The 19,620-nt window shown below is 60.7% G+C and carries 17 protein-coding genes and 1 CRISPR repeat array; of the genes, 4 read left to right on the forward strand and 13 right to left on the reverse strand.

Annotated features, from left to right (window positions below):
- The first annotated feature begins 41 nt into the window (after positions 1-41).
- Positions 42-1,456: direct repeats of the CRISPR family, unit length 36 nt; unit sequence ATGATTTTCCTTTGATTGCCGTAAGGCGTTGAGCAC.
- Positions 1,457-1,501: 45 nt separating this feature from the next.
- Positions 1,502-3,025, reverse strand: coding sequence for a carotenoid isomerase (crtH, locus tag NW858_RS10630; protein ID WP_414520481.1), 1,524 nt, complete (start codon positions 3,023-3,025; stop codon positions 1,502-1,504).
- Between the two features lie 275 nt (positions 3,026-3,300).
- On the opposite strand from crtH, the gene NW858_RS10635 reads away from it, so the two are divergent.
- Positions 3,301-4,320, forward strand: a complete 1,020-nt coding sequence (locus NW858_RS10635) for a Rieske 2Fe-2S domain-containing protein (RefSeq protein WP_414510232.1) — start codon at positions 3,301-3,303, stop codon at positions 4,318-4,320.
- On the opposite strand, the gene NW858_RS10640 is transcribed toward NW858_RS10635, so the two are convergent.
- From NW858_RS10640 to ebsA, 9 genes are all read right to left on the reverse strand, one after another.
- Entirely contained in the window at positions 4,303-5,247 is a 945-nt protein-coding gene (locus NW858_RS10640; protein WP_414510233.1) for an ABC transporter permease, read from the reverse strand. The genes NW858_RS10635 and NW858_RS10640 overlap by 18 nt on opposite strands.
- Positions 5,241-6,365, reverse strand: coding sequence for an ABC transporter ATP-binding protein (locus NW858_RS10645; protein WP_414348636.1), 1,125 nt, complete (start codon positions 6,363-6,365; stop codon positions 5,241-5,243). The genes NW858_RS10640 and NW858_RS10645 overlap by 7 nt, the downstream gene beginning before the upstream one ends.
- A gap of 417 nt (positions 6,366-6,782) precedes the next feature.
- Positions 6,783-7,685, reverse strand: coding sequence for a PD-(D/E)XK nuclease family protein (locus NW858_RS10650; RefSeq protein ID WP_414520465.1), 903 nt, complete (start codon positions 7,683-7,685; stop codon positions 6,783-6,785).
- A gap of 50 nt (positions 7,686-7,735) precedes the next feature.
- Positions 7,736-8,278 (reverse strand): hypothetical protein, encoded by a 543-nt coding sequence (locus NW858_RS10655; protein WP_414520466.1) that lies wholly within the window; start codon positions 8,276-8,278, stop codon positions 7,736-7,738.
- 40 nt (positions 8,279-8,318) lie between these two features.
- Positions 8,319-10,568 carry a DNA polymerase III subunit gamma/tau gene (locus NW858_RS10660; protein WP_414427068.1) on the reverse strand — a complete coding sequence of 750 codons (2,250 nt, stop codon included), beginning with the start codon at positions 10,566-10,568 and terminating at the stop codon, positions 8,319-8,321.
- A 98-nt stretch (positions 10,569-10,666) separates the two neighbouring features.
- Positions 10,667-11,194 (reverse strand): hypothetical protein, encoded by a 528-nt coding sequence (locus tag NW858_RS10665; RefSeq protein WP_414520467.1) that lies wholly within the window; start codon positions 11,192-11,194, stop codon positions 10,667-10,669.
- Positions 11,195-11,230: 36 nt separating this feature from the next.
- On the reverse strand, positions 11,231-11,884 hold the full coding sequence (coaE, locus tag NW858_RS10670; RefSeq protein ID WP_414520468.1) for a dephospho-CoA kinase: 654 nt from the start codon (positions 11,882-11,884) through the stop codon (positions 11,231-11,233).
- Between the two features lie 115 nt (positions 11,885-11,999).
- Positions 12,000-13,691 (reverse strand): citramalate synthase, encoded by a 1,692-nt coding sequence (gene cimA / locus NW858_RS10675; protein ID WP_414520469.1) that lies wholly within the window; start codon positions 13,689-13,691, stop codon positions 12,000-12,002.
- Complete coding sequence (gene ebsA, locus NW858_RS10680) at positions 13,681-14,052, reverse strand: type IV pilus biogenesis protein EbsA (RefSeq protein ID WP_414332569.1); 372 nt, start codon at positions 14,050-14,052, stop codon at positions 13,681-13,683. Before ebsA ends, cimA begins: the two co-directional genes overlap by 11 nt.
- Positions 14,053-14,309: 257 nt before the next feature.
- On the opposite strand from ebsA, the gene larE reads away from it, so the two are divergent.
- From larE to NW858_RS10695, 3 genes are all read left to right on the forward strand, one after another.
- Complete coding sequence (larE, locus tag NW858_RS10685; protein ID WP_414520470.1) at positions 14,310-15,185, forward strand: ATP-dependent sacrificial sulfur transferase LarE; 876 nt, start codon at positions 14,310-14,312, stop codon at positions 15,183-15,185.
- 48 nt (positions 15,186-15,233) lie between these two features.
- Positions 15,234-17,054, forward strand: a complete 1,821-nt coding sequence (locus NW858_RS10690; RefSeq protein WP_414520471.1) for a DUF3769 domain-containing protein — start codon at positions 15,234-15,236, stop codon at positions 17,052-17,054.
- A gap of 280 nt (positions 17,055-17,334) precedes the next feature.
- On the forward strand, positions 17,335-17,616 hold the full coding sequence (locus tag NW858_RS10695; protein WP_414337091.1) for a DUF1830 domain-containing protein: 282 nt from the start codon (positions 17,335-17,337) through the stop codon (positions 17,614-17,616).
- 24 nt (positions 17,617-17,640) lie between these two features.
- On the opposite strand, the gene NW858_RS10700 is transcribed toward NW858_RS10695, so the two are convergent.
- The 3 genes from NW858_RS10700 to NW858_RS10710 are packed head-to-tail and all read right to left on the reverse strand — an operon-like array spanning position 17,641 to position 19,363.
- Positions 17,641-18,036 (reverse strand): hypothetical protein, encoded by a 396-nt coding sequence (locus NW858_RS10700; RefSeq protein WP_414520472.1) that lies wholly within the window; start codon positions 18,034-18,036, stop codon positions 17,641-17,643.
- A 15-nt stretch (positions 18,037-18,051) separates the two neighbouring features.
- Entirely contained in the window at positions 18,052-18,777 is a 726-nt protein-coding gene (locus NW858_RS10705; protein ID WP_414332559.1) for a hypothetical protein, read from the reverse strand.
- Positions 18,778-18,817: 40 nt separating this feature from the next.
- Positions 18,818-19,363: a DUF3110 domain-containing protein gene (locus NW858_RS10710; RefSeq protein WP_414332557.1), complete on the reverse strand. Its 546-nt coding sequence runs from the start codon at positions 19,361-19,363 to the stop codon at positions 18,818-18,820.
- Positions 19,364-19,620: the final 257 nt, after the last annotated feature.

Genomic DNA, 19,620 nt, shown 5'->3' on the forward strand with positions numbered 1-19,620 from the left:
GGCTATCGGAGCCTTGCAAAGCAAGGATTCTGAGGTGCGGCATGATTTTCCTTTGATTGCCGTAAGGCGTTGAGCACAGATTTAACGCATTGTTGGCGATATTGGATTGCAAAATGATTTTCCTTTGATTGCCGTAAGGCGTTGAGCACGAAAACTCTGCCTGAGCTCCCCCTACTCTCTCCCTCATGATTTTCCTTTGATTGCCGTAAGGCGTTGAGCACGAACGGCATGGATGGCCAGAACTTCTCTCCTAACCCATGATTTTCCTTTGATTGCCGTAAGGCGTTGAGCACTCTCTTGTCTCAGAGTTTAATCAGGCTTTTTGGTCTGATGATTTTCCTTTGATTGCCGTAAGGCGTTGAGCACAGTCTCCACAAAATAGAGTGCTATCTCTATCCCTGCTTATGATTTTCCTTTGATTGCCGTAAGGCGTTGAGCACTTAATGTTTCCCATTGATTGCCGCAAGGCGATAAGTATGATTTTCCTTTGATTGCCGTAAGGCGTTGAGCACCCAAGTCTCCATTGGGCGCTATCGTCGCTTACCAATTGGCATGATTTTCCTTTGATTGCCGTAAGGCGTTGAGCACCAGTGAGCTCTCTCCCTTTTCCACAAAATAGAACGGCAATGATTTTCCTTTGATTGCCGTAAGGCGTTGAGCACAACTTTACTGAGCCAAGAATCGCGGCCACCACATCCAATGATTTTCCTTTGATTGCCGTAAGGCGTTGAGCACAATCTCATTAGCGTCAGAGTTTAATCAGCCTTTCTATGATTTTCCTTTGATTGCCGTAAGGCGTTGAGCACATAAACCGTTCAGAGTTGTTGCTAAAACTCAAGAAATGATTTTCCTTTGATTGCCGTAAGGCGTTGAGCACCTCTCCCTGTAGTCCTTGCCCTTGCGTGACCTTTTCTATGATTTTCCTTTGATTGCCGTAAGGCGTTGAGCACGGGGGGAGAGGGGAAAGTTAAAGAACACTCAGCAATATGATTTTCCTTTGATTGCCGTAAGGCGTTGAGCACACGGCTACTCTCCGAGCACGCGAATGAGTCAGAATAAATGATTTTCCTTTGATTGCCGTAAGGCGTTGAGCACTTCTCAGCCTGGCCCGCCGCCAGGTCATCCCACTCATGATTTTCCTTTGATTGCCGTAAGGCGTTGAGCACTTGGCCCGGGGCGGGCGCACCATCTACCTGTTCCCTGATGATTTTCCTTTGATTGCCGTAAGGCGTTGAGCACCGGAGATGGAGAGCCGCCTGGTGGCGCGGATTGAGGAATGATTTTCCTTTGATTGCCGTAAGGCGTTGAGCACCAGTTTATCTTGGGACGGGTGTTCGAGTCCCAGTCGATGATTTTCCTTTGATTGCCGTAAGGCGTTGAGCACTCTATTGTCATCTAGTGCATGATGTGGTACTCGCTGATGATTTTCCTTTGATTGCCGTAAGGCGTTGAGCACGTGGCTAAGTTTGTGGTCAGTGCTGTGCAATTCCGATGATTTTCCTTAGGAATTGGAAAGGTCTACATCTACCCGGTGGGCGCAGGCAAACCCGGAGAAGGCGACGGCGTTGAGGCCTTGACCGGGGAAGGTGCTATCGCCCACGCAGTAGAGGTTGGGAATGGCGGTGCGGTTGAAGGGCATGCCCAAGAGGCCCCAGGGAGTGCCGCGAGGGATGGGGCCGTAGGTGCCGTCGACGCGGCCCAAGAAGCGGCGGTGGGTGCGGGGAGTGCCCACCTCCAGCAGCTCGATGTGGGATCCCAGCTCTGGCCAGAGGGCCTCCAGGCGGTGGATAAGGCGTTTGGCCGCCGCTTGTTTTTGCTGCCGGTACTGCTCCGGGCCCAAGCCCTGCCAGGTTTGCATCCAACTGGGGGTAAAAGCGTGGACGATGTGGCGGCCCGGCGGGGCCAGCTCTGGATCCAAGAGAGTGGGGATAGAGACGAAGATCGTGCTCTGCTCCGCCTCCAGGTCTTGCCAATCTTCTAGAAGAATGTGGTGACAGTAGCGCTCGCCGGCCAGGGCTTCAGCTCGCACCCCTAGGTGCAAGCTTAAGAAACTGGGAGACTGTTGGTAGCGGCTTTGCCAGCGCCGCTCCGCCGCCGGCAGGGATCCCGGCCAGAGGCGCTCAAAGGTATCCCAGCGGGTGGCATTGGAGATGATCTTGCGGGCAAAGAGCTTTTCCCCTCTGGAGAGCTCGACGCCCACGGCGCGGCCCCGTTCTTCCAAAATCCGCCGCACTGGCGCCCCGTAGCGGATTTGCCCCCCGCAGGCCTCTAGCCCCTGGGCCAGTTTCTGGGCAATCTGCCCCACCCCTCCCTTGGGGTAGTTGACGCCGCCGTAGTGGCGATCACAAAACACCATGCCGGCATTGATCATGGGCGTGCGCTCCGCCGGCACCACCGACCAGCAGTAGCACTCCATATCCACAAAGCGCCGCAGCGCCGGATCCCGTAGGTGGCGCCGCGCCACCTGGCCCACATTCACCGGCAAGTAGCGGGCCAAGGTCAGGCAGGCGCGAGGGTTGCCGACAAAAGAGCGCCAGAGATAGCCCCACTCCTCCAAAGAGAGGAGCTCCATGGCGTTGAGGCTGTTGAAAATGGGCCAGAAGCTGTCGTAGAAGCGGCGAATGCTGCCCGCTTCCTGAGGGAAATAGCTGGCTAGCTCCTGCAAAAACTGCTCGTAGTCCCGGTGCACGCAGGGGCTGAGCCCCTGGGGCAGGTGGTAGGCAATCTGCACCGGGTCGGGGATGGATTCCAAAGACTGGCCCACAGCAGCCAGGGCGCGGGTGAGCAAGTTGGTGGTACCTTGAGTGCCCAGGCCAAAGATCATGGAAGCCCCGACATCGAAGCGGTAGATCCCGTTGCCGTTGGGATCCGGACGCTCGAAGTAGCCAGCGCTACCGCCGGGGATGAGGTATTTTTCCAACACCAACACCTGGTAGCCCTTGGCCGCCAACTGGGTGGCCGCCACCAGCCCGCCGATCCCAGCACCAACGACAATCACATCCCAAGTAGCCGGGGGGGAAGACACGGCAGAGAACTTGGGCTGGGCAGAAGCCTGAGAAGGCAGAGTTTGGGTCAAGGGATCCCTCGAGTTGAACGCAAAGCCGGTATTCTCAAGCTACCAGAAGTCCCGAGAGTTAATTTTCCCGGAGCAGCGGGATCCCTGGGGAAGAGGCTTGGTAGCAACCCCAACTCCCTCTTTTCGGCTGGGGGATCCGCAAACGGGATTGTGGCAGAGGCTACGGAACCCAATCGGCCAATTTGCTAGCCAGGATCCCACACCCACCCTGGGGATTTTCAGCCATGTTGGTTACTCAGCATCCTGTCTTTCGGCGCTTTTGGTACCCGGTGATGCCCCTCAGCCTACTGGAGCAGGGATCCCCGCAACCCTTTGAGCTGCTGGGAGAAAAGATCGTCCTCTGGTTGGATCAAGCCGGGCAGCCCCAAGCTGCTGCCGACCGCTGCTGTCATCGTTCGGCCCAACTCTCCAAGGGGATTGTCTGCGATGGCCACATTCGCTGCCCCTACCACGGCTGGGAGTTTGATGGCACAGGTGCCTGCGTCAAGGTGCCGCAGTTGCCGGCTCGGGCGCGCATTCCGGAGGGCTACCGCATTCCCGCCTATCTCTGCCAGGCCCGTTACGGCTATGCCTGGGTTTGTTTGGATCCTCAACCCCTGCGAGACATCCCGGTCATTCCAGAGGCAGAGGATCCCAGCTACCGGCTCATCCACGAGTTTTACGAACGTTGGGAATGCGCCAGTTTGCGCATCTGCGAGAACGAGTTCGATGCTGCCCACTTCAGCTTTGTGCATCAAAACACCTTTGGCAGCCTAGACAACCTGGTACCCAGTCATTTCGAGATCGAGGAGCTGGACTACGGCATCCGTACCCGCCTGGTGGTCGGTGTGGCCAACCCAGAGCTGCAACAAAAAAACCTGGGCATTCCCCTTGCCAAAACCGAGCGCACCACCACTTCCACCTGGTACCTGCCCTTCACCAACCACCTTCACATCCGCTACCCCAATGGCCGCAGCCATGTTATCGTCAACATCCCCACCCCCATCAACGACCGGGCCTCGCAAGTGGTGCAGTTTTGCCTGCGCAACGACACGGAAGCGGATGCTCCAGCCTCAGAGGTAGTCCGCTTCGACCGGGCTGTAACTTTGGAAGACAGGGCCATTCTGGAAACTACGGATCCCGATGTCCCTCTCGACCTCAGCGCCGAGCAGCATATGTTTACCGACAAACCCGGGATCCTGATGCGCAAGCAACTGGCCGCCCTGCTGAAAGCTCATGGCAATGCCTCAGATCAGCTCTTCTAGGCCGCGGCTGCCGGCATAGCGGCTGTAGGCATAGAGCAAGCCCAGGCTCAGGCCGGTAACCAAAAAGCTAAGGGCTGCTCCAAAGGGGTAGTCCAGGCTGGCGCCAAACTGCATCTGGATGACATTGCCGATCAACAAGGTTTTGCTGCCCCCCAGCAAGTCCGGTACCACGAACATACCCAGCGCTGGGATGGCCACCAAAATCAAGCCCGCCGCCAGCCCCGGCAGCGTTTGGGGAAAAAGCACCCACCAGAAGACCTGCCAGCCGTTGGCGTAGAGATCCCGCGCCGCCTCCGCCAGGCGCCAGTCGATGCGCTCCACTGCTGTGTACAGGGGCAAGGCCATGTAAGGCAAAAAGGTGTAGACCATGCCCAGGTACACGGCCAGCCAACTGGGGTAGAGAGCCGTCTGGGGCGGGATCCAGCCCAGCCAGGCGGCCAGGCGGGCCAGCCACCCTTCTGGCGCCAACACCACCATCCAGGCGTAGGTGCGAATCACCAGGTTCGTCCAAAACGGCACCACCACCAGCGTCAGCAATAGATCCCGCTGTCGGGGCGGGTGGGCGACAATAAAGAAAGCCAGGGGATAGGCCAGGAGCACACAAAAGAAGGTGGTGACGGCCGCCACCAGCAGGCTGCGGCCCAAGATCTGCCAGTAGATGGGCGTCCAGCCCAGGGGGCCGTAGCCGAGAATGCGCAGGTAGTTGGCCAGCGTCAGAGGCAGTCCCACCTCGCCAAACTGGCCGCGGCTGAGAAAGCTGCAAACCAGCAGCAACACTCCCGGCAGCACCAAAAACAGCACCACCCACAGCACCCCCGGCCCGGCAAAGATGAGGCTGCGCAGCAGCTCCTGCCAGGGGGAGAGCAATTCCCCGGCCCGTACCTGAAGACGCTGGCGGGCAAGGGGGATCCCTGGCCATCTCAGCATGGGGGATCCTCCTGCCGGGGATCCGGCCGCAGGCGCACCAGGCTCTTGGGGGGCAGGTGGGCCACCAGCGCCTCGCCGATCTCAAACCCCGCCTCCTCAATATCCGTGTTGAGGGCGGTGGCCTTGAGCTGCTGTCCATTGGCCGTCTGCAGCAAGTACTGGTTCTCCGCCCCGGTGTAGATGAGGTTTTCCACCCGCACCGGCACTTGGTTGGGCAGCAGATCCCAGCCGCTACGGGAAAGCTGAATCTTTTCTGGGCGGATGGCCAACTGCACCGGCTCCAAGTTGGGCTGGATCCCGGGCACCTTGAGCTTGCCTAGGGGCGTATCCACGCAGTCGGTGCCACAGGCGATCCCTTCGATGAGGTTGCTGGCCCCCAAAAAGTCCGCCACAAAGGCGGTTGCCGGCCGCTCGTACACCTCGTCAATGGGGCCAACTTGCTCAACACGTCCGGCCCGCATCACCGCCACCCGGTCGCTGGTAACCAACGCCTCCTCCTGGTCGTGGGTAACAAAAATAAACGTCATGCCCAGCCGCCGCTGCAGCTCGCACAACTGCACCTGAAGCTGCTTGCGCAACTTGGCATCCAACGCCGAGAGCGGCTCATCCAATAGCAGCACCTCTGGCTCATTGACCAAGGCGCGGGCCAGGGCCACCCGCTGCTGCTGCCCACCGGAGAGCTCCTGGGGCTTGCGCTTGGCCAGATCCCCAATCTCCACCAACTCCAAGGCGGCGGCCACCCGCTTGTGCAGGGCCTCCCCTCGCACCCCCCGCCTGCGCAGGCCAAAGGCGACGTTTTCCTCCACGGTCAGGAAGGGGAAAAGGGCGTAGCTTTGAAACACGGTGTTGACGTTGCGCTTGTGGGCGGGCAGGTGGCCCACCGGGCGCCCCCGGATCACCACTTCCCCGAGGTCAGCCATCTCCAGGCCGGCGATGATGCGCAGCAGGGTGGTCTTGCCGCAGCCGGAAGGGCCCAACAGGCCGAAAAACTCGCCCCGCCGAATCTGCAAGTCGATGCCGTCGAGGGCCACAAAGTCGCCAAAGCGCTTGCGGAGCCCCTTGAGCTCCACATCCCAGTCGGGATCCCGGACGGTGGTGGAGAGGACACCCGCAGTCACAGTTGGCAGCGCCGACAACATCCTTTAACCCAGTATGCAAGTCTCCGGGAAAATTGCAGCTGTCTCTTGCGCCATGGGCGCAAGTTCTACACTCAGCCTTGCAAATGGGGATCCCTGTCTGCAGCTTTTCAAGACAGGATGGATGGAAGATAGTGTCGCTACGCCACTTTCACATCACGCAGGTGGTAAACACTCCCGTGAAAGGTGTGCATGGGCTGTTGCCAAAACCGATTCTGCCCCGACCTGCCTTGCTCTGAGTGCTTTTGCATCTACGGCCATTTCCAATAGCAGTGAAGCTGCTCCTTGCTATGTTCCCACCCCTCTCCCTCTGGGAGAGGGGCCGGGGGTGAGGGGCCTGGGGGTGGTCGCGTCGGCGGCGCGGAGCGCTTGGGTTGGTCGAACTTGTCTGGAATGGGTTCAAGCCGGAACACCGTTCTCCCAATCTGTCTCCGCAGGCGGCGTAGGCTCTTGCATGGGCCAGACCCAATCTGTGAGGTCCTGGGCAGGGATCCCTTGCGGCATGAGCCCGTGGCAGCGGGAGCAGAACAGACAACTGGCACAGCGTTCACCGTAGGGGATCCCGGGAAAGTCCTGCGCCTCCAGTTGCCGCAGGCGGGCCAGGGTGGCTTTGAGGTGGGCCAGATCCCGCTCGTAGGCGGCGGCGCTGTAGCGGCGGTAGAAGGGCTGCTGCGGGTGTTGCACATACCAAAGGGTCAGTTGCACCTGCTCCGGCTGGAAGGGGCCTTCCAGGAGCAGTTGATCGGCCACCCCAGACAGCAGCAGGGGGTAGAGGCGCACCTGCCAGTCCTGGGCCAACTGTTCATCGGGGGGGCGCTGCCGCTCCGTCTTCCAATCGACAATGTGCAGGGATCCCGGGGTAATCACCAGCCGATCCAGGCGGGCCATCAGCTTAAACCCCTCGATCCGCTGCCAGAGGGGCAATTCCGCCAACACCCGCCCCTGCGGATGAGCGTGGGGACTGGCCAAGAACACCTGCCACCACTGGCGTACTGTCTCATCCAAAGCAGATAAGCGGGGCTCCACCTGCCGACCGCGGCTGTGCCACTCGACCAAGCGGTGAAACTGCCGCCCGCGCCTCTGCTCCAGTTCGTGCTCAGAAGCATTGGCAGCAGGCCAGATCAACCGCTCCAGGTACACATAGCGAAACAGGCGAGGACAATGATCCAGGAGCGCCAAGGCGGAAGCAGACAGGTTGATCTGCTCAAGGCTCAGCCTCTCCAAAGGGGGGGCAGAGCCTACAAAAGGGGCAATCGGGATCCCAGACATGGGCAAGTCCTGGCGGGGATGGGAGGAGTGCAACTGCTCTGAGCACACTTGAACTGACCTTCCACTAAAAGCTGGGGGTTGTGCTAGGCTCCTGTCGAATTTGCCCAGACCCAGACAGCGACCATCCCATCCCAGAGCAACAAAAGCAGAGCCAAGCATCCGAGCAGCCCGTACATCCAAGGCTGAACGTAAGGGCGCAGCCCGCCGATCTCCAGTTGGGTGTGACGTTGAACCTCGGCCAACAGACGCTGGAACCCGGCCACCCGCATCGGCAAAAGCACGCGCTCCCCAGCTTGGGTGACTAAGTAGTACACCATACCGCCTTGGCTGGTGGAGCGGGGCTCAATGCGTTCCACATCAGCCCACCGGATCTGCCACTCCTGCCGCACAAAAGGTGGCACCCAGCCTGGGTAGGTGGCCTGCATGCCCTTTTCATCCAACTGGATCTGCTGGCTCAGGGATCCCAGGACTACTCCCCATCCCAGCAGCAGAGTTGCCCAAACGGATCCCAGCTCAAGCGGTGTTGCCTGTTGCCGGGACAGCAAGATGGGCAGGGGCAGGCTCAATCCCCAGTACAAGGCCTGCAAAGCGTAGCGAATCAACGGGGAGATGGGGAAGATCAACATGGGCAGAGGGGGGCTCGCTTCACCAAGCTTAAGATAGCCCTTAAAAAGGCAGCTCCTCCTTTAAGGATTCCCTTTCTGCTTGGCGATCGACAAGCGGAAAAGACGGCTCACGCCGATGGGACGGCTTTGCTGCTGCATTGGGAAACTCTGCAGCAGACCCTTCTGCCGGTGTCGGCGGGTCGTAGATCTCACCGGAGAGCAGGTCGAGGGATCCCTCGGCTTCTAAAGTCTCCATTGAGGAGAGCCCTGCCGCGGATCCCAACACCCCCTCCAAGTCCACCAGGCTGCCGTTGAAATGGTCGGCAAAACGGCGGGCAATCTCCGCCAGCTCATGGGTTAGTTCATAGGACTGCCGACGGTGCTCTGCATAACCTAGAGAAGCAATGCTGGTTGCTGAGCCGTTCACCTGAGCGCCCCCCACGGGATCGTTGCGCTCAGGCTCTGGCGAAGGTGGGTCAGAGGGGGGATGGTGCCCGGTACTTGGCGGGATGGGCTCCGTTGAGGAAGCAGGGCTGCTGGTGTTATCGCTTGGCAACCCTGGCGCGGCAACGGGATCGGGGGGGAGGAATGCTGTGGGCGGCAGCGGGGCGGAGCTCTTGGACTTGGTTTCGCCGGTGCGATTGGAAACCTCCGGCCTGCCGGAGCGCTGCACAACCAAGTTGAGCTGCACAGGGCGCTGCAACAGATGGTGGAGTACCGACCGCAGTTCGGCTTCTTTGCTGCGCACCTTGTCCACCAAGCCTTTGCTGGGAAAGGCAAGGGTAATCTCTTCCAGAGTCTCTTGCTGCAAATGCCCGGATCCCAGCAGGGCTTTGGTAATTGGGGAAAGGCCCTTGAGGAACTCCTCCCAGCGGGGCCGCAAGAGCCTGGCGGAGGAAGCGGCGGGATCTTGCGCTTTTTCCGGGGAAGTCTCCCCTCGGCTTGGCCCTGCTGTCGGTGGCGGTGTGGAGTCCCCCGTTGCTCGAGAGGCAGGGGTTGGGAGCTTTTCAACCGCTGCTGCAGCCTGCTGCTTTTCTCCTACGACAGCGGGGGCAACGTTCCCATCGAGGTTCTTCAAGACCTCCGGCTTGCTGTTGCCCCTAGCAGAAGACGGGCCGACAACAGCTTCAGGAGAGAGAGCAGGGGATAGGTCGGCAACGGGGAGCGGCTTTCCGCCTTTGGCCTCTGTCGATGGCAGCGGGACGGCACCCTGGCGAAGCTGGCCCAGCAGATCCAGCAGGGCAATTTCCAACCAAAGCTGGGGCTGGCCGCCCTGGCGAATTTGCGGCTCGCACTGGCGCAGATGGCTCTGGGCCGCCAGCAGCATCTCCACCGAGTAGCGAGGGGCCCGCTGCTGCAGGGCTGCCCAAGTGGGATCCGTTACGGCCGCCAACTGCCGCTGTTGTGGTGCCGTCTTGGCCAGCAGCAGATCCCGGTAAAAGGCCACCAGGCTCTGCAGCAGCACCGGCGGCTCTCTGCCCCGCTCCAGCAATTGCCGCGTCTGGGCCAGCACTGCTTGCACATCCTGAGCCAGCAGGGCATCGGTCAACTCCAAAAGCTGCCGCTCCGGGATCCCGCCCACCAAGTCCCACACGGCTTCTGGGGTGATGGATCCCTCCAGCAAGCTGAGCTGATCCAACAGGCGCTCGGCGTCCCGCAGCCCTCCCTGGGCCAGTTGGGCCACCAGCTGCAAGGCTTCTGCCGTGATGGGGATCCCTTCCTGGGCGGCAATCTTGCCCAGGTGGGCCACCATGTCGTCGAGGGGAATGCGGCGAAAGTCAAAGCGCTGACAGCGGGAAACGATGGTGGGCAGAACCCGCTGCGGGTCGGTGGTGGCCAGCACAAACACCACGCGGGGGGGCGGCTCTTCTAGGGTCTTCAGCAAAGCGTTGAAGGCGGCATTGCTGAGCATGTGGCACTCGTCGATGACATAGACCTTGTAGCGGCTATTCACCGGCGCAAACTGGGCCCGCTCGATCAGCTCGCGGATGTTGTCCACACCGGTATTGCTGGCGGCGTCGATTTCAATCACATCCAAAGAAGAGCCGGCGGTGATGGCGCGGCACTGGCTGCACACCTGACAGGGATCCGGCGTCGGCCCCTGCTCGCAATTTAGGGACTTAGCCAAAATGCGGGCGCTGGAGGTCTTGCCCGTGCCGCGCGGCCCACAGAACAAGTAGGCCGGCGCCACCCGGTTTTGCCGGATGGCATTGGTCAAAGTCTGTACCACCGCCCCTTGGCCCACCACATCGGCAAAGCGCTGCGGGCGGTATTTCAAATGAAGGGGTTCGTACTTGCCGGCAGCGGCCATTTTTTGGAGATCTCCAGTCGCAATAGCGGGACGGAGTCCTTGCAAGCGCGCCCCCGCCGCAACCCCTCGATGCTGAGGCGATCCCAGGGGGGCTCCCCCTATTCTGGCTTCTCCCTGTGTCCCTCAGGAGCAACACCGAGTCTTGAAGAAGATGCTGCTTCCTGGGCAAGCAAAGCCTTGGGATCCCGGCGGCGCAGGGGCGGCATCTGCGGCAATTGCACCTTCCAGCGGGGGGCATCCAGTTGATCTATGTGCTGCAGGCGGTAGCTGAGCTGGTACAGCTCCCTCTTGAGCTGGCGATTTTCTGCTTGAATGGCGGCGATGCGCTCGCGGATGGGCTGCAGGCGGGCCTGCAGCTTGCGCCGGTAGAGCTCTGGTAGCTCCTGGATCATCTGCTCCAGCACCTGCTTTTCTTGGTAGAGCTGCTCGATCTCGGCCTCATAGCTGCGAATCTGTCGGTGTTGCTTTTCTTGGCGCAGCTCCAAAAGATCGATCTGGCTTTGCAGCAGGCGGTTGCGCTCCCGCAAAGCCTGAATCTCCTGCTCCCGCGCCGCCAGCGCTTGCACCCACCAGGACTCTGCCCTGCTATCGCCAACAGGCTCGCCGCCGCAAATCGTTTCTTGCATCGACTCTTCCTCAACCCACCATCCCCATCCGCTACTCTATCCAGCCTGCTGGGGCGAGGCCAGGGGTTTCTGGGAAGCCAGCGCTTGTTGCACCTGGGCTTCCAGCTCCGCCAGGGATCCGGAATTGTCCAGCACTACATGGGCGCGACGGGCCTTTTCCTCCAGGGGCCACTGGCTGGCCAGGCGAGCTTCAATTTCTGCCGGTGTCAGGAGGGGATCCCGCTGAGCCAGGCGCTGCCGCTGCTGCTCAGGGGTACAGGTCACCACCCAGATCTCGCTGACCCAGTTTTCCATGTGGGCCTCAAACAGCAGCGGGATCATCAGGCAAACGGTGGGAGGGCCGTCCTTTTGAGGATTTGCAACCCCTTGCGGCGCAGAGGCTCCGTGAGACTGGAGAAACTCCCGCAGCCGCGCTTTGACAAACGGGTGGATCTGGGCTTCTAGCCAGGCCCGCTCGGCGACATCGGCAAAGATAATCTGCCCTAACTGGCGGCGATCCAGCTCTCCAGAGGGATCCCGGATGGCCTGGCCATAGCGCTGCAGCACCCGCTCGCGGATGGGGGATCCCACCGCCAAGGCCTGGCGGGCCATCTGATCCGCATCGGCCACCGGGATCCCGTGCCGTTCCAAGATGCGGGCCACTGTGGATTTACCGGTGGCTATGCCGCCCGTCAAGCCGATGATTCTCATGGGAGCTGTACGATTTCACACGAGTTGGAGCCAGCCTCTCACCCCCGGCCCCTCTCCCAGCCCTCACCCCCAGCCCCTCTCCCAGAGGGAGAGGGGAGATGGTTGAAGATCCCCCTCAAGGAGAGGCCATCTGGGCAGAGGGTGGGGAAAGGCAAGGTGCTGTCAAGAGACTATACTCTAAGCCTTCCACCAAGGCCCGGCAGGAGGCTTCGATGATGTTGGTGGAAACTCCCACCGTGGTCCAGCGGCGGTGGCCATCGCTGAACTCCACCAGCACCCGCGTTTTTGCCGAGGTGCCAGCCCGCCCATCCAAGATGCGCACTTTGTAGTCGGCCAGGTGAATCCCTTCCAGTTGGGGGTAGAACTCCAGCAAGGCTTTGCGCAGCGCCCCATCCAAAGCCGCCACCGGCCCATTGCCTTCCGCTGCCGTTACCCGCGTCTGCCCTTGCACCGCAATCTTCACCGCCGCCAAGGACTGCACATCCCCCGCCTCACCACTGGGATCCCAGTCTTTGCTGCTCCAGTCGGAGCGGGTAGTGGTGCTGACATTAAAGCTAAGCACCTCAAATGGATGCAAGCGCTGACCTAACAGCTCCCGCACCAGCAGCTCAAAGCTGGCCTCAGCCGCCTCAAACTGATAGCCCTGCAGCTCCAGGGTCTTCAACCGCTCTAGGATCAAGCGGGCTTGGGGATCTGACTTGTCCAGCCGGATCCCGAAGCCGGCCACTTTGCTGAGGATATTGCTCAGCCCCGCTTGTTCCGAAACCACGATGCGCCGGCAGTTGCCCACCTGCTCCGGGGCAATGTGCTCGTAGGTGAGGGGGTTTTTCTGGACGGCGCTAACGTGGATCCCCCCCTTGTGGGCAAAGGCCGACCGGCCCACAAAGGGGGCATGGTCATCCGGAGCTAGGTTGACCACCTCGCTGATGGCGCGAGAGATCTCCGTCAGGTGTTGCAGCTTCCCTTCCGGCAGACAGCGGTAGCCCAGCTTTAGTTGCAGGTTGGGGATGACGCTGCACAGGTCGGCGTTGCCACAGCGCTCCCCATAGCCGTTGATGGTGCCTTGCACCATGCGCGCCCCCGCCTGGACTGCCGCCAGGGCATTGGCCACAGCAGTGCCGGAATCGTTGTGGGTGTGGATCCCCAGGGGCAAATGCCCCAGGTGATGGGACTCGGCCAAGACGGCTGCGGTGATGGCGGCAATCTCGGGGGGCAGGGATCCGCCGTTGGTATCGCAGAGAACCAGCCACTCCGCCCCCGCTTCTGCCGCCGCCACGAGGGTTTGCAGGGCGTAGTCGGAGTTGTGGCGATAGGCGTCAAACCAGTGCTCAGCATCGTAGATCACCCGTCGCCCCTGGGAGCGCAAATAGGTAATGGTATCCCGGATCATGGCCAGGTTTTCGGCCAAGGTGGTGCCCAGCCCCTCAGTCACATGCAGATCCCAAGACTTGCCGAACACCGTCACGTAGCGGGTGCCCGCCGCCAAGATGGCCTGCAGCAGGGGGTCGTCAGCCGCCCGCCGCCCCGGCTTGCGGGTGGAGCAAAAGGCCACCAGCTCCGCCTGCTCCAGAGGCTCTTCCCGCAGTTGCCAGAAAAACTGCACATCCTTGGGATTGGCCCCCGGCCAGCCCCCCTCGATAAACGGGATCCCCAGGCGATCCAGCAGCTTGGCGATCTGGATCTTGTCTTGCACCGACAGCGACAGCCCCTCCCGCTGCGCCCCATCCCGCAGCGTGGTGTCGTAGAGGGTGATGGCGGCTAAGCAACCAAGGACTGCGTCCTGCTGGCGCGAACGGTCAATCTTCATAGCGCATCAGCTTTTTGTAAAAGGCGGTGGAGAAATCCGGCGGCTGCCCCCGCTGCATCAGGGTCACCACATCGATGAGATAGTCCACAAACTCGTAGTTGGCAATGGAAAGCTGATAGGTGAGCTCGGCATCTTGAGCGAAGATCACCTGAACCACCGTTAAATCTGAAGGTAGCGGGGACATGTGCCAACTGGCCAAGAAGCGGACGGGATCCGCCCCCTCAATAGCCCTTTGCCCCTCCAGGTTGCCTCTTTTGTAGAGGCCCACCGCCAGGGCTAAGTACTGTCGGCGGGCAACGGCGTAATAGGGCTGATAGACGGCCACTTCTGGCGGGCTGGCAGGTTCGAGTTGCAGAGCCATGACGGCAAGAGGAGAGAAGCGTCGATTGCGGCAACAAAGCAAGGGGCTCACTGCCATCCAGCCTACCGCGTCGGCGGGCTGCTGGCCTAGAGACAGGTTGCCCGCTTGTGGGGGGATCCCGCACCTCACTTGGGAAGGAAGCGTTGGAAAGTCGGGAAACTCTGAGAAACAATAGGAAGGGAAAACCGCCCCAGGTTCTCCTCCGCCGGGCCAGGACGGCGTCCCCTTGGCCCCGACTTACCGAATCTGCTGGCCTTATGAACATAGCCCCAAACCCCACTGCCGACCCTCTGCTGGAGCTGGATCCCGTCCTGCAAGGCAAGTTCCACCAGCTTGTCCAAATCTTCGCCGAGATGGGGCGGGTCTTGGTGGCCTACTCAGGCGGGGTCGATAGCAGCCTGGTGGCCAAACTGGCCTGGGATCAGGTGGGGGAGCGGGCCCTGGCCGTCACTGCCGCTTCCCCGGCGCTGTTGCCCGAAGATCTGGAGGAGGCCATCTGGCAAGCCCAATACATCGGCATTCGCCACCAGATCGTCGAGACCCAGGAGCTGCAGGATCCCCGCTACGCCGCCAACCCCGCCAACCGCTGCTACTTCTGCAAAAGCCACTTGCACGACACCCTGCGCCAGGTGGCTAAAACTCAGGGATACGACCACGTGGCAGATGGCCTCAACGCCGACGATCTGGCTGACTATCGACCGGGAGCGCAGGCGGCCCGAGAGCGAGGCGTGCGTTCTCCCTTGGCGGAGGTGGGGATGAGCAAGCTGGAGGTGCGCCAACTGTCTCGCCACCTGGGCCTGCCCTGGTGGGACAAGCCGGCCCAGCCCTGCCTCAGCTCCCGCTTTCCCTATGGCGAGGCAATCACCGCCGAGAAGCTGCGGCGGGTGGGATTGGCAGAGCGCTATCTGCGCAGCTTGGGCTGGCAGCAGGTGCGCGTGCGCTCTGAGAAAGATACTGCCCGCATCGAACTGCTCCCTCATCAAATCGTGGAATTTGTGCAAAAAACCGATCTGGCAGCGCTGGTCAAGGCCCTGCAATCTTTTGGTTATCTCTACGTCAGTCTCGATTTGGAGGGCTACCGCAGCGGCAAGCTCAACCGCGCCCTCAACCCGCCCCCGCCGACAACGGGCTGAGCCAGCCTAGGGGCTTGGGCTGAAGTTTTGTGCCAGGTTTAGGGGAATATGAAAGGGTTTTGGTGGCTCTGGCTTTGCTTGGGGGTGTTTGGTCTGGCAACAGCTGCTCCTGCCTCAGCCCAGAAAGGCCGGGTGGCAGCCGCTCCGCCGGGGGCTACGACTGACGCCCTTGCGGAGCGCACGTTACGGCTGCGCTCGAACCGCCAAACCTTTGACCAGCGGGCGCAGGTTTTCCTGGCCGAGGGCAACGTGGAGATGCGTCTGGGCCGCTCTGTGCTGCGGGCGGATCGCTTGCGCATCGAGCTGCAACAGCGGCGAGCCGTGGCCGAGGGCAACGTTTCCATCGAGTTGGATCAGCAGCGCATCCAGGGATCCCGGCTGGAATACGACTTTGAGCAAGAGCGAGGAGTGTTGGAAGAAGCCTTCGGCCAGGTGGATATCGGCCAGTTGCAAGCTGCCGGATCCCCGGCGGCGGCCCTCTCGCCGCAGCGGCTGGTGCGCTTTCGCGCCGTTCGCATCCGCTTCGATGCCAACAACTGGGAAGGAGAGCAGGTGCGGCTGACCAATGACCCTCTCGATCCGCCGGAGCTGGAGATCCGCAGCCCGCGGGCGACCTCTACCTTGCAGGCGGATGGTTCCAGCCTGTTGATTGCCGAAGCTGGCCAACTGGTTTTCGACCAGGTCTTTTTCTTGCCCCTGCCCATTCGGCTGCGCTTTGACTCATTGAACCGTCAGCCTCCGGTCAGCATTTTCTACGATGACTTCGACCGGGAAGAGCTGCGGCGCGGCCTGATCCTGCAGGCCAACTTCGAGCTGCTGCAGGATCCCAATCTCAGCCTGGTGCTCTCCCCGCAACTGTATCCGCAACGCCTTTGGGGCAGCGACCAAGGGATCCGCGATGGGATCGGGCTGCGGGCTGATTTTCGTTGGCGGCAACCGGAAGCCAATGCCCAAACCTCGCTGTTTGCCGAGCTGCGCGGGATCGTCTTCGAGGAGTTTGCCCGGCGCTTGCGGGCTCAGGTCGAACACCGCGTTGCCACCGGCAACGGCGGCCAAGTCACCTACACCTATGCGTATCAGGAGCGTTTTTTCAGCGGGCGGCTGGGGTTCCAGATTGTGGAGAATCGCCTTGGTGCCAGCTACAGCTCGCCCACCCTCCGCCTCGGCAACACCGGTTTGGACTTCAGCTACCGCATAGCCGCCGACTACATCGACGCCCTGGGACAACTCGGCAACATCGACACCGATCCCGATCTGGCCTTGGCCAATACCACCGAGCGCATCCAGCTCGCCCGACTGCAACTGGGGGCAGGCCTAACTCGTTCTTTTCCCCTCTGGCGACCCCCTAAGACGGCGTCGGATCCGCCGCCCCGCTTTTCCGCTTTGCCCATCGAACAGGGAATCTGGCTCAACACCGGCGTCAGCAGCAGCCAGTCGTTTTACTCCAATGGGCGCACCCAAAGCTATACTGCCGGCAGCATCGGCCTCGACGCGGTGATCGGGGCTTTTGCGGCCAATACCTTCGACTACACCAACCTGAGGGTGACCTACTCCAATGGTTTTTTGGCGGGGGCCTCGCCGTTTTTGTTCGACCGCATCACCACGCGGGAGCAACTTGTTCTGGGCTTTTTACAGCAGCTGTATGGCCCGCTGCGGGTGGGGGCAGAGACGACGGTGGATCTGCAGTCAGGCCAGCAGGTGGACATCACCTACCGCCTGGGTTACGACCGCCGCACCTATGGATTTAGCTTGCAATACAATCCGGTGCGCCAGTCGGGGGCGCTGGAGCTGCGGGTGGAGGGCCTGAACTGGGATCCCCGCCAGTCGCCGCAGAAACCGACGACCGGAGCGAGCGTCCACGAGCCCTGATCCCCAAACTCCAAGGGGACTCAAAATGTAATCTTGACTACTACTCTGTGGAGATTTTCTGTGAGAAATTGCCTCGCCGCAGGAAGAAATCTCAATCCAAGTCCGTCCTGAGTTGAGGAGCCATTCTGAAAAAATCAAAACGGTAAGATAAAATACAGAAATTGCTTTTCCAGGATTAATTTCTGCTGGTTGGGATCGCCGTATCGCAGACTACCGCAGCGATCCCCAGGCGGTGTTAGGGTAGATGCTAGGCTGAGCAGAGTGGGCTGGTGATCTAATTATGCAAACACTTGATGCAATCCCCGCCAAAAAACAAACAGAGCGAATAACCTGTAGCTACATCAATGCGACCAGCTCCGTTCAGGTGGTTCGCATCACAAATATCGAAAACTGGTACTTTGAGCGGGTGGTCTTCCCAGGGCAGCGGCTGCTGTTTGAGGCAGTGCCGGGAGCCAAACTGGAGATCCACACGGGCATGATGGCCAGCTCTATCCTGACAGACATCATCCCCTGCGAAAAGATGCGGGTGCGAGAGACGGAGCCGGTGACTGTGGGCGCCTAGATCCCCAGAGGCCAGCGGTGTGGACTAGGTCTCGCGGCCTTGCTGCTTTCTCTCCTCTGCTTCCGGGCTAGGGGAAGGTTGGGGTGAGGGGCGAGGCTTGGGCGGCAGTGGGATCTCGAGGAAACGGGCGCTCAACCTCACCGGGCTGGTCTCTCGCCGTTGCGGCGGCCAAGGGAGCCCCAGCCAACGGGCCGTGAGCTCCAGTAGGCTGGGGGGCGGTGTGGGAGTAGGGGTGGGCGTTGGTGGTGGGGTGGGGTACAGATCCAAGCGCGGCGGACGGGGGGTGCTGACCCGAAAAGCATCGGGGGGCGGCTGGGTCAGCGGCACGTTGGGATCCCCGCATCCCCCCAGCAGGCCCAGCCCCAGCAGGATGTACAGCGTTGCAGTGCCTCTGCTTCTTATAAACGAGCTGCCGAACATCGACCCACCAGACTATCACCGGGATCCCAGGACTCTGAGCCGGCTTTGCAAATCTGCTTCCAGGGCAGATAGCTCGCGGGCCATGGTTACGTAGCGGTTGGCAGTCAAGTTTTTGGCGATAAATTGCTCCAGCAGTTGCTGATCCCGGGCAACCATCTGGTTAAAGTACTGCTCTACGGAAACCCGCGGGTCTTCGATCAAGGCTCTGCACATCTGCAAAGCCGTGATCAACTGGGCTCGCACCTGCAAAAAGAGGGACTGGACGTACTTCTGCTCTGCCTCGTTCAGTTGGCGAAAATCGCGCCAATACTGCCCTCTTTCCAGCGATTGTTGCAGCTCCTGCACCCAGCGGTTGTACTCCTTCACCTTGCGGGCCAGGTCGCTGGCGAACTCCATGATCTTGGGCGGGCTGTTGAGGAGATGGGCCTCCTGCCAACGCTGACGAATGCGACGCAGGTTTTGCCGCAACTCCAGGATGGCCCAGAGCAGCCCCAGCAAAACCACCCCCAGCAACAGGACGGCCACCGCGTACAGCAGCCAATAGCCGGGATCCCGCATCGCCGAGAAGATCACCAGAGCAACCACCAACAGGCAAAGGGCCAGCATAATCCAGAAGCGCAGTTGTTGTTGTTGCAGACGCAGGTACCCCTCCCTCAGGCCAAATGCTTCACAGCAAGCCTCCAGATCCGCATCCATGATCTGGCGAAACTCCTCTGCAGAGATCGGTTCGGCAGTGATCATCGAAGACCCTCGCAACGCAATCTGGCTGAAGTCCAGGCCGTTAGGATTTGCTCTGCCAATCCCGCGCGGTTTCCGTGCTCTCCTCCAGAGGCTCCAGCATCTCGTTGGCCGGAACCACCATCAATCCGTAGCCCCCTTCGCGACAAAAATCGACGATCTCCTGCGTGTCAAAACGTTCTGCTACAGGCTTAGGCAGTCCCTGTTGAGCCAGCCTCTGGGCATATTTTCTGGCCGCAAACGAGCTCTCAAAAGCAATAACAATATCTTGACCACCAACCTGGCGCGTGCAGATCCCCTCCTGCCCATTGGCTTGGTAGAGCAGCACGATCACCTGGGAAGGCAAGTCTTCCGGGCTAACCCAAGATAACCCTCTCTCTACCTGGGATCCCCCGCCCAGCAGCACATCCCGCGCCTCATTCAGCCGCGCCAGTTGCGCCTCTAGCAAGGGCCTTTGTCGCTCATCCTCCAGTTCTGCGAGAGCAGTGCCGAGAGTTTGGTATTCCTGAAACAATCGCCCCCGGATCTGCCGCTCGCTTGCATCCGGCGGAAGGCTGAGAATTTTAAGGGCTTCGGCGGTGCTCATCATCAAAACCTCCTGGGTCTGAACCCTTGTCCTTTAGGACGGCTTTGTCCACTTCAGGCATAACACCTCCACGAACAAAAGCCGAGAAACCGCACATCTTCTTTTTTCGCTGTTTGCGTTAATCTTTTTTCCGCTTGCTCAACAATGCAGGCTGAGTTTTCCACCAGAACTTCCGCCCACAAAGCTCAGTCCCAATTTGGGGTGCTCGACCAGGCTCCCTCTCTTGAGTCCCAAACTCAGGGTACCACCACGGGGAAGCT

Origin of the sequence: Synechococcus sp. H55.10 (assembly GCF_047502715.1) — a bacterium.
Lineage (GTDB): Bacteria > Cyanobacteriota > Cyanobacteriia > Thermostichales > Thermostichaceae > Thermostichus.

What these genes read in the sequence shown, in the direction of transcription:
- cimA (WP_414520469.1), bottom strand. Translation starts at nt 13,691, where the DNA reads ATGAAGATTGACCGTTCGCGCCAGCAGGACGCAGTCCTTGGTTGCTTA.
- NW858_RS10705 (WP_414332559.1), bottom strand. Translation starts at nt 18,777, where the DNA reads ATGATCACTGCCGAACCGATCTCTGCAGAGGAGTTTCGCCAGATCATG.
- NW858_RS10710 (WP_414332557.1), bottom strand. Translation starts at nt 19,363, where the DNA reads ATGATGAGCACCGCCGAAGCCCTTAAAATTCTCAGCCTTCCGCCGGAT.
- NW858_RS10695 (WP_414337091.1), top strand. Translation starts at nt 17,335, where the DNA reads ATGCAAACACTTGATGCAATCCCCGCCAAAAAACAAACAGAGCGAATA.
- NW858_RS10660 (WP_414427068.1), bottom strand. Translation starts at nt 10,568, where the DNA reads ATGGCCGCTGCCGGCAAGTACGAACCCCTTCATTTGAAATACCGCCCG.
- NW858_RS10635 (WP_414510232.1), top strand. Translation starts at nt 3,301, where the DNA reads ATGTTGGTTACTCAGCATCCTGTCTTTCGGCGCTTTTGGTACCCGGTG.
- NW858_RS10690 (WP_414520471.1), top strand. Translation starts at nt 15,234, where the DNA reads ATGAAAGGGTTTTGGTGGCTCTGGCTTTGCTTGGGGGTGTTTGGTCTG.
- NW858_RS10700 (WP_414520472.1), bottom strand. Translation starts at nt 18,036, where the DNA reads ATGTTCGGCAGCTCGTTTATAAGAAGCAGAGGCACTGCAACGCTGTAC.
- ebsA (WP_414332569.1), bottom strand. Translation starts at nt 14,052, where the DNA reads ATGGCTCTGCAACTCGAACCTGCCAGCCCGCCAGAAGTGGCCGTCTAT.
- coaE (WP_414520468.1), bottom strand. Translation starts at nt 11,884, where the DNA reads ATGAGAATCATCGGCTTGACGGGCGGCATAGCCACCGGTAAATCCACA.
- NW858_RS10655 (WP_414520466.1), bottom strand. Translation starts at nt 8,278, where the DNA reads ATGTTGATCTTCCCCATCTCCCCGTTGATTCGCTACGCTTTGCAGGCC.
- larE (WP_414520470.1), top strand. Translation starts at nt 14,310, where the DNA reads ATGAACATAGCCCCAAACCCCACTGCCGACCCTCTGCTGGAGCTGGAT.
- NW858_RS10665 (WP_414520467.1), bottom strand. Translation starts at nt 11,194, where the DNA reads ATGCAAGAAACGATTTGCGGCGGCGAGCCTGTTGGCGATAGCAGGGCA.
- NW858_RS10640 (WP_414510233.1), bottom strand. Translation starts at nt 5,247, where the DNA reads ATGCTGAGATGGCCAGGGATCCCCCTTGCCCGCCAGCGTCTTCAGGTA.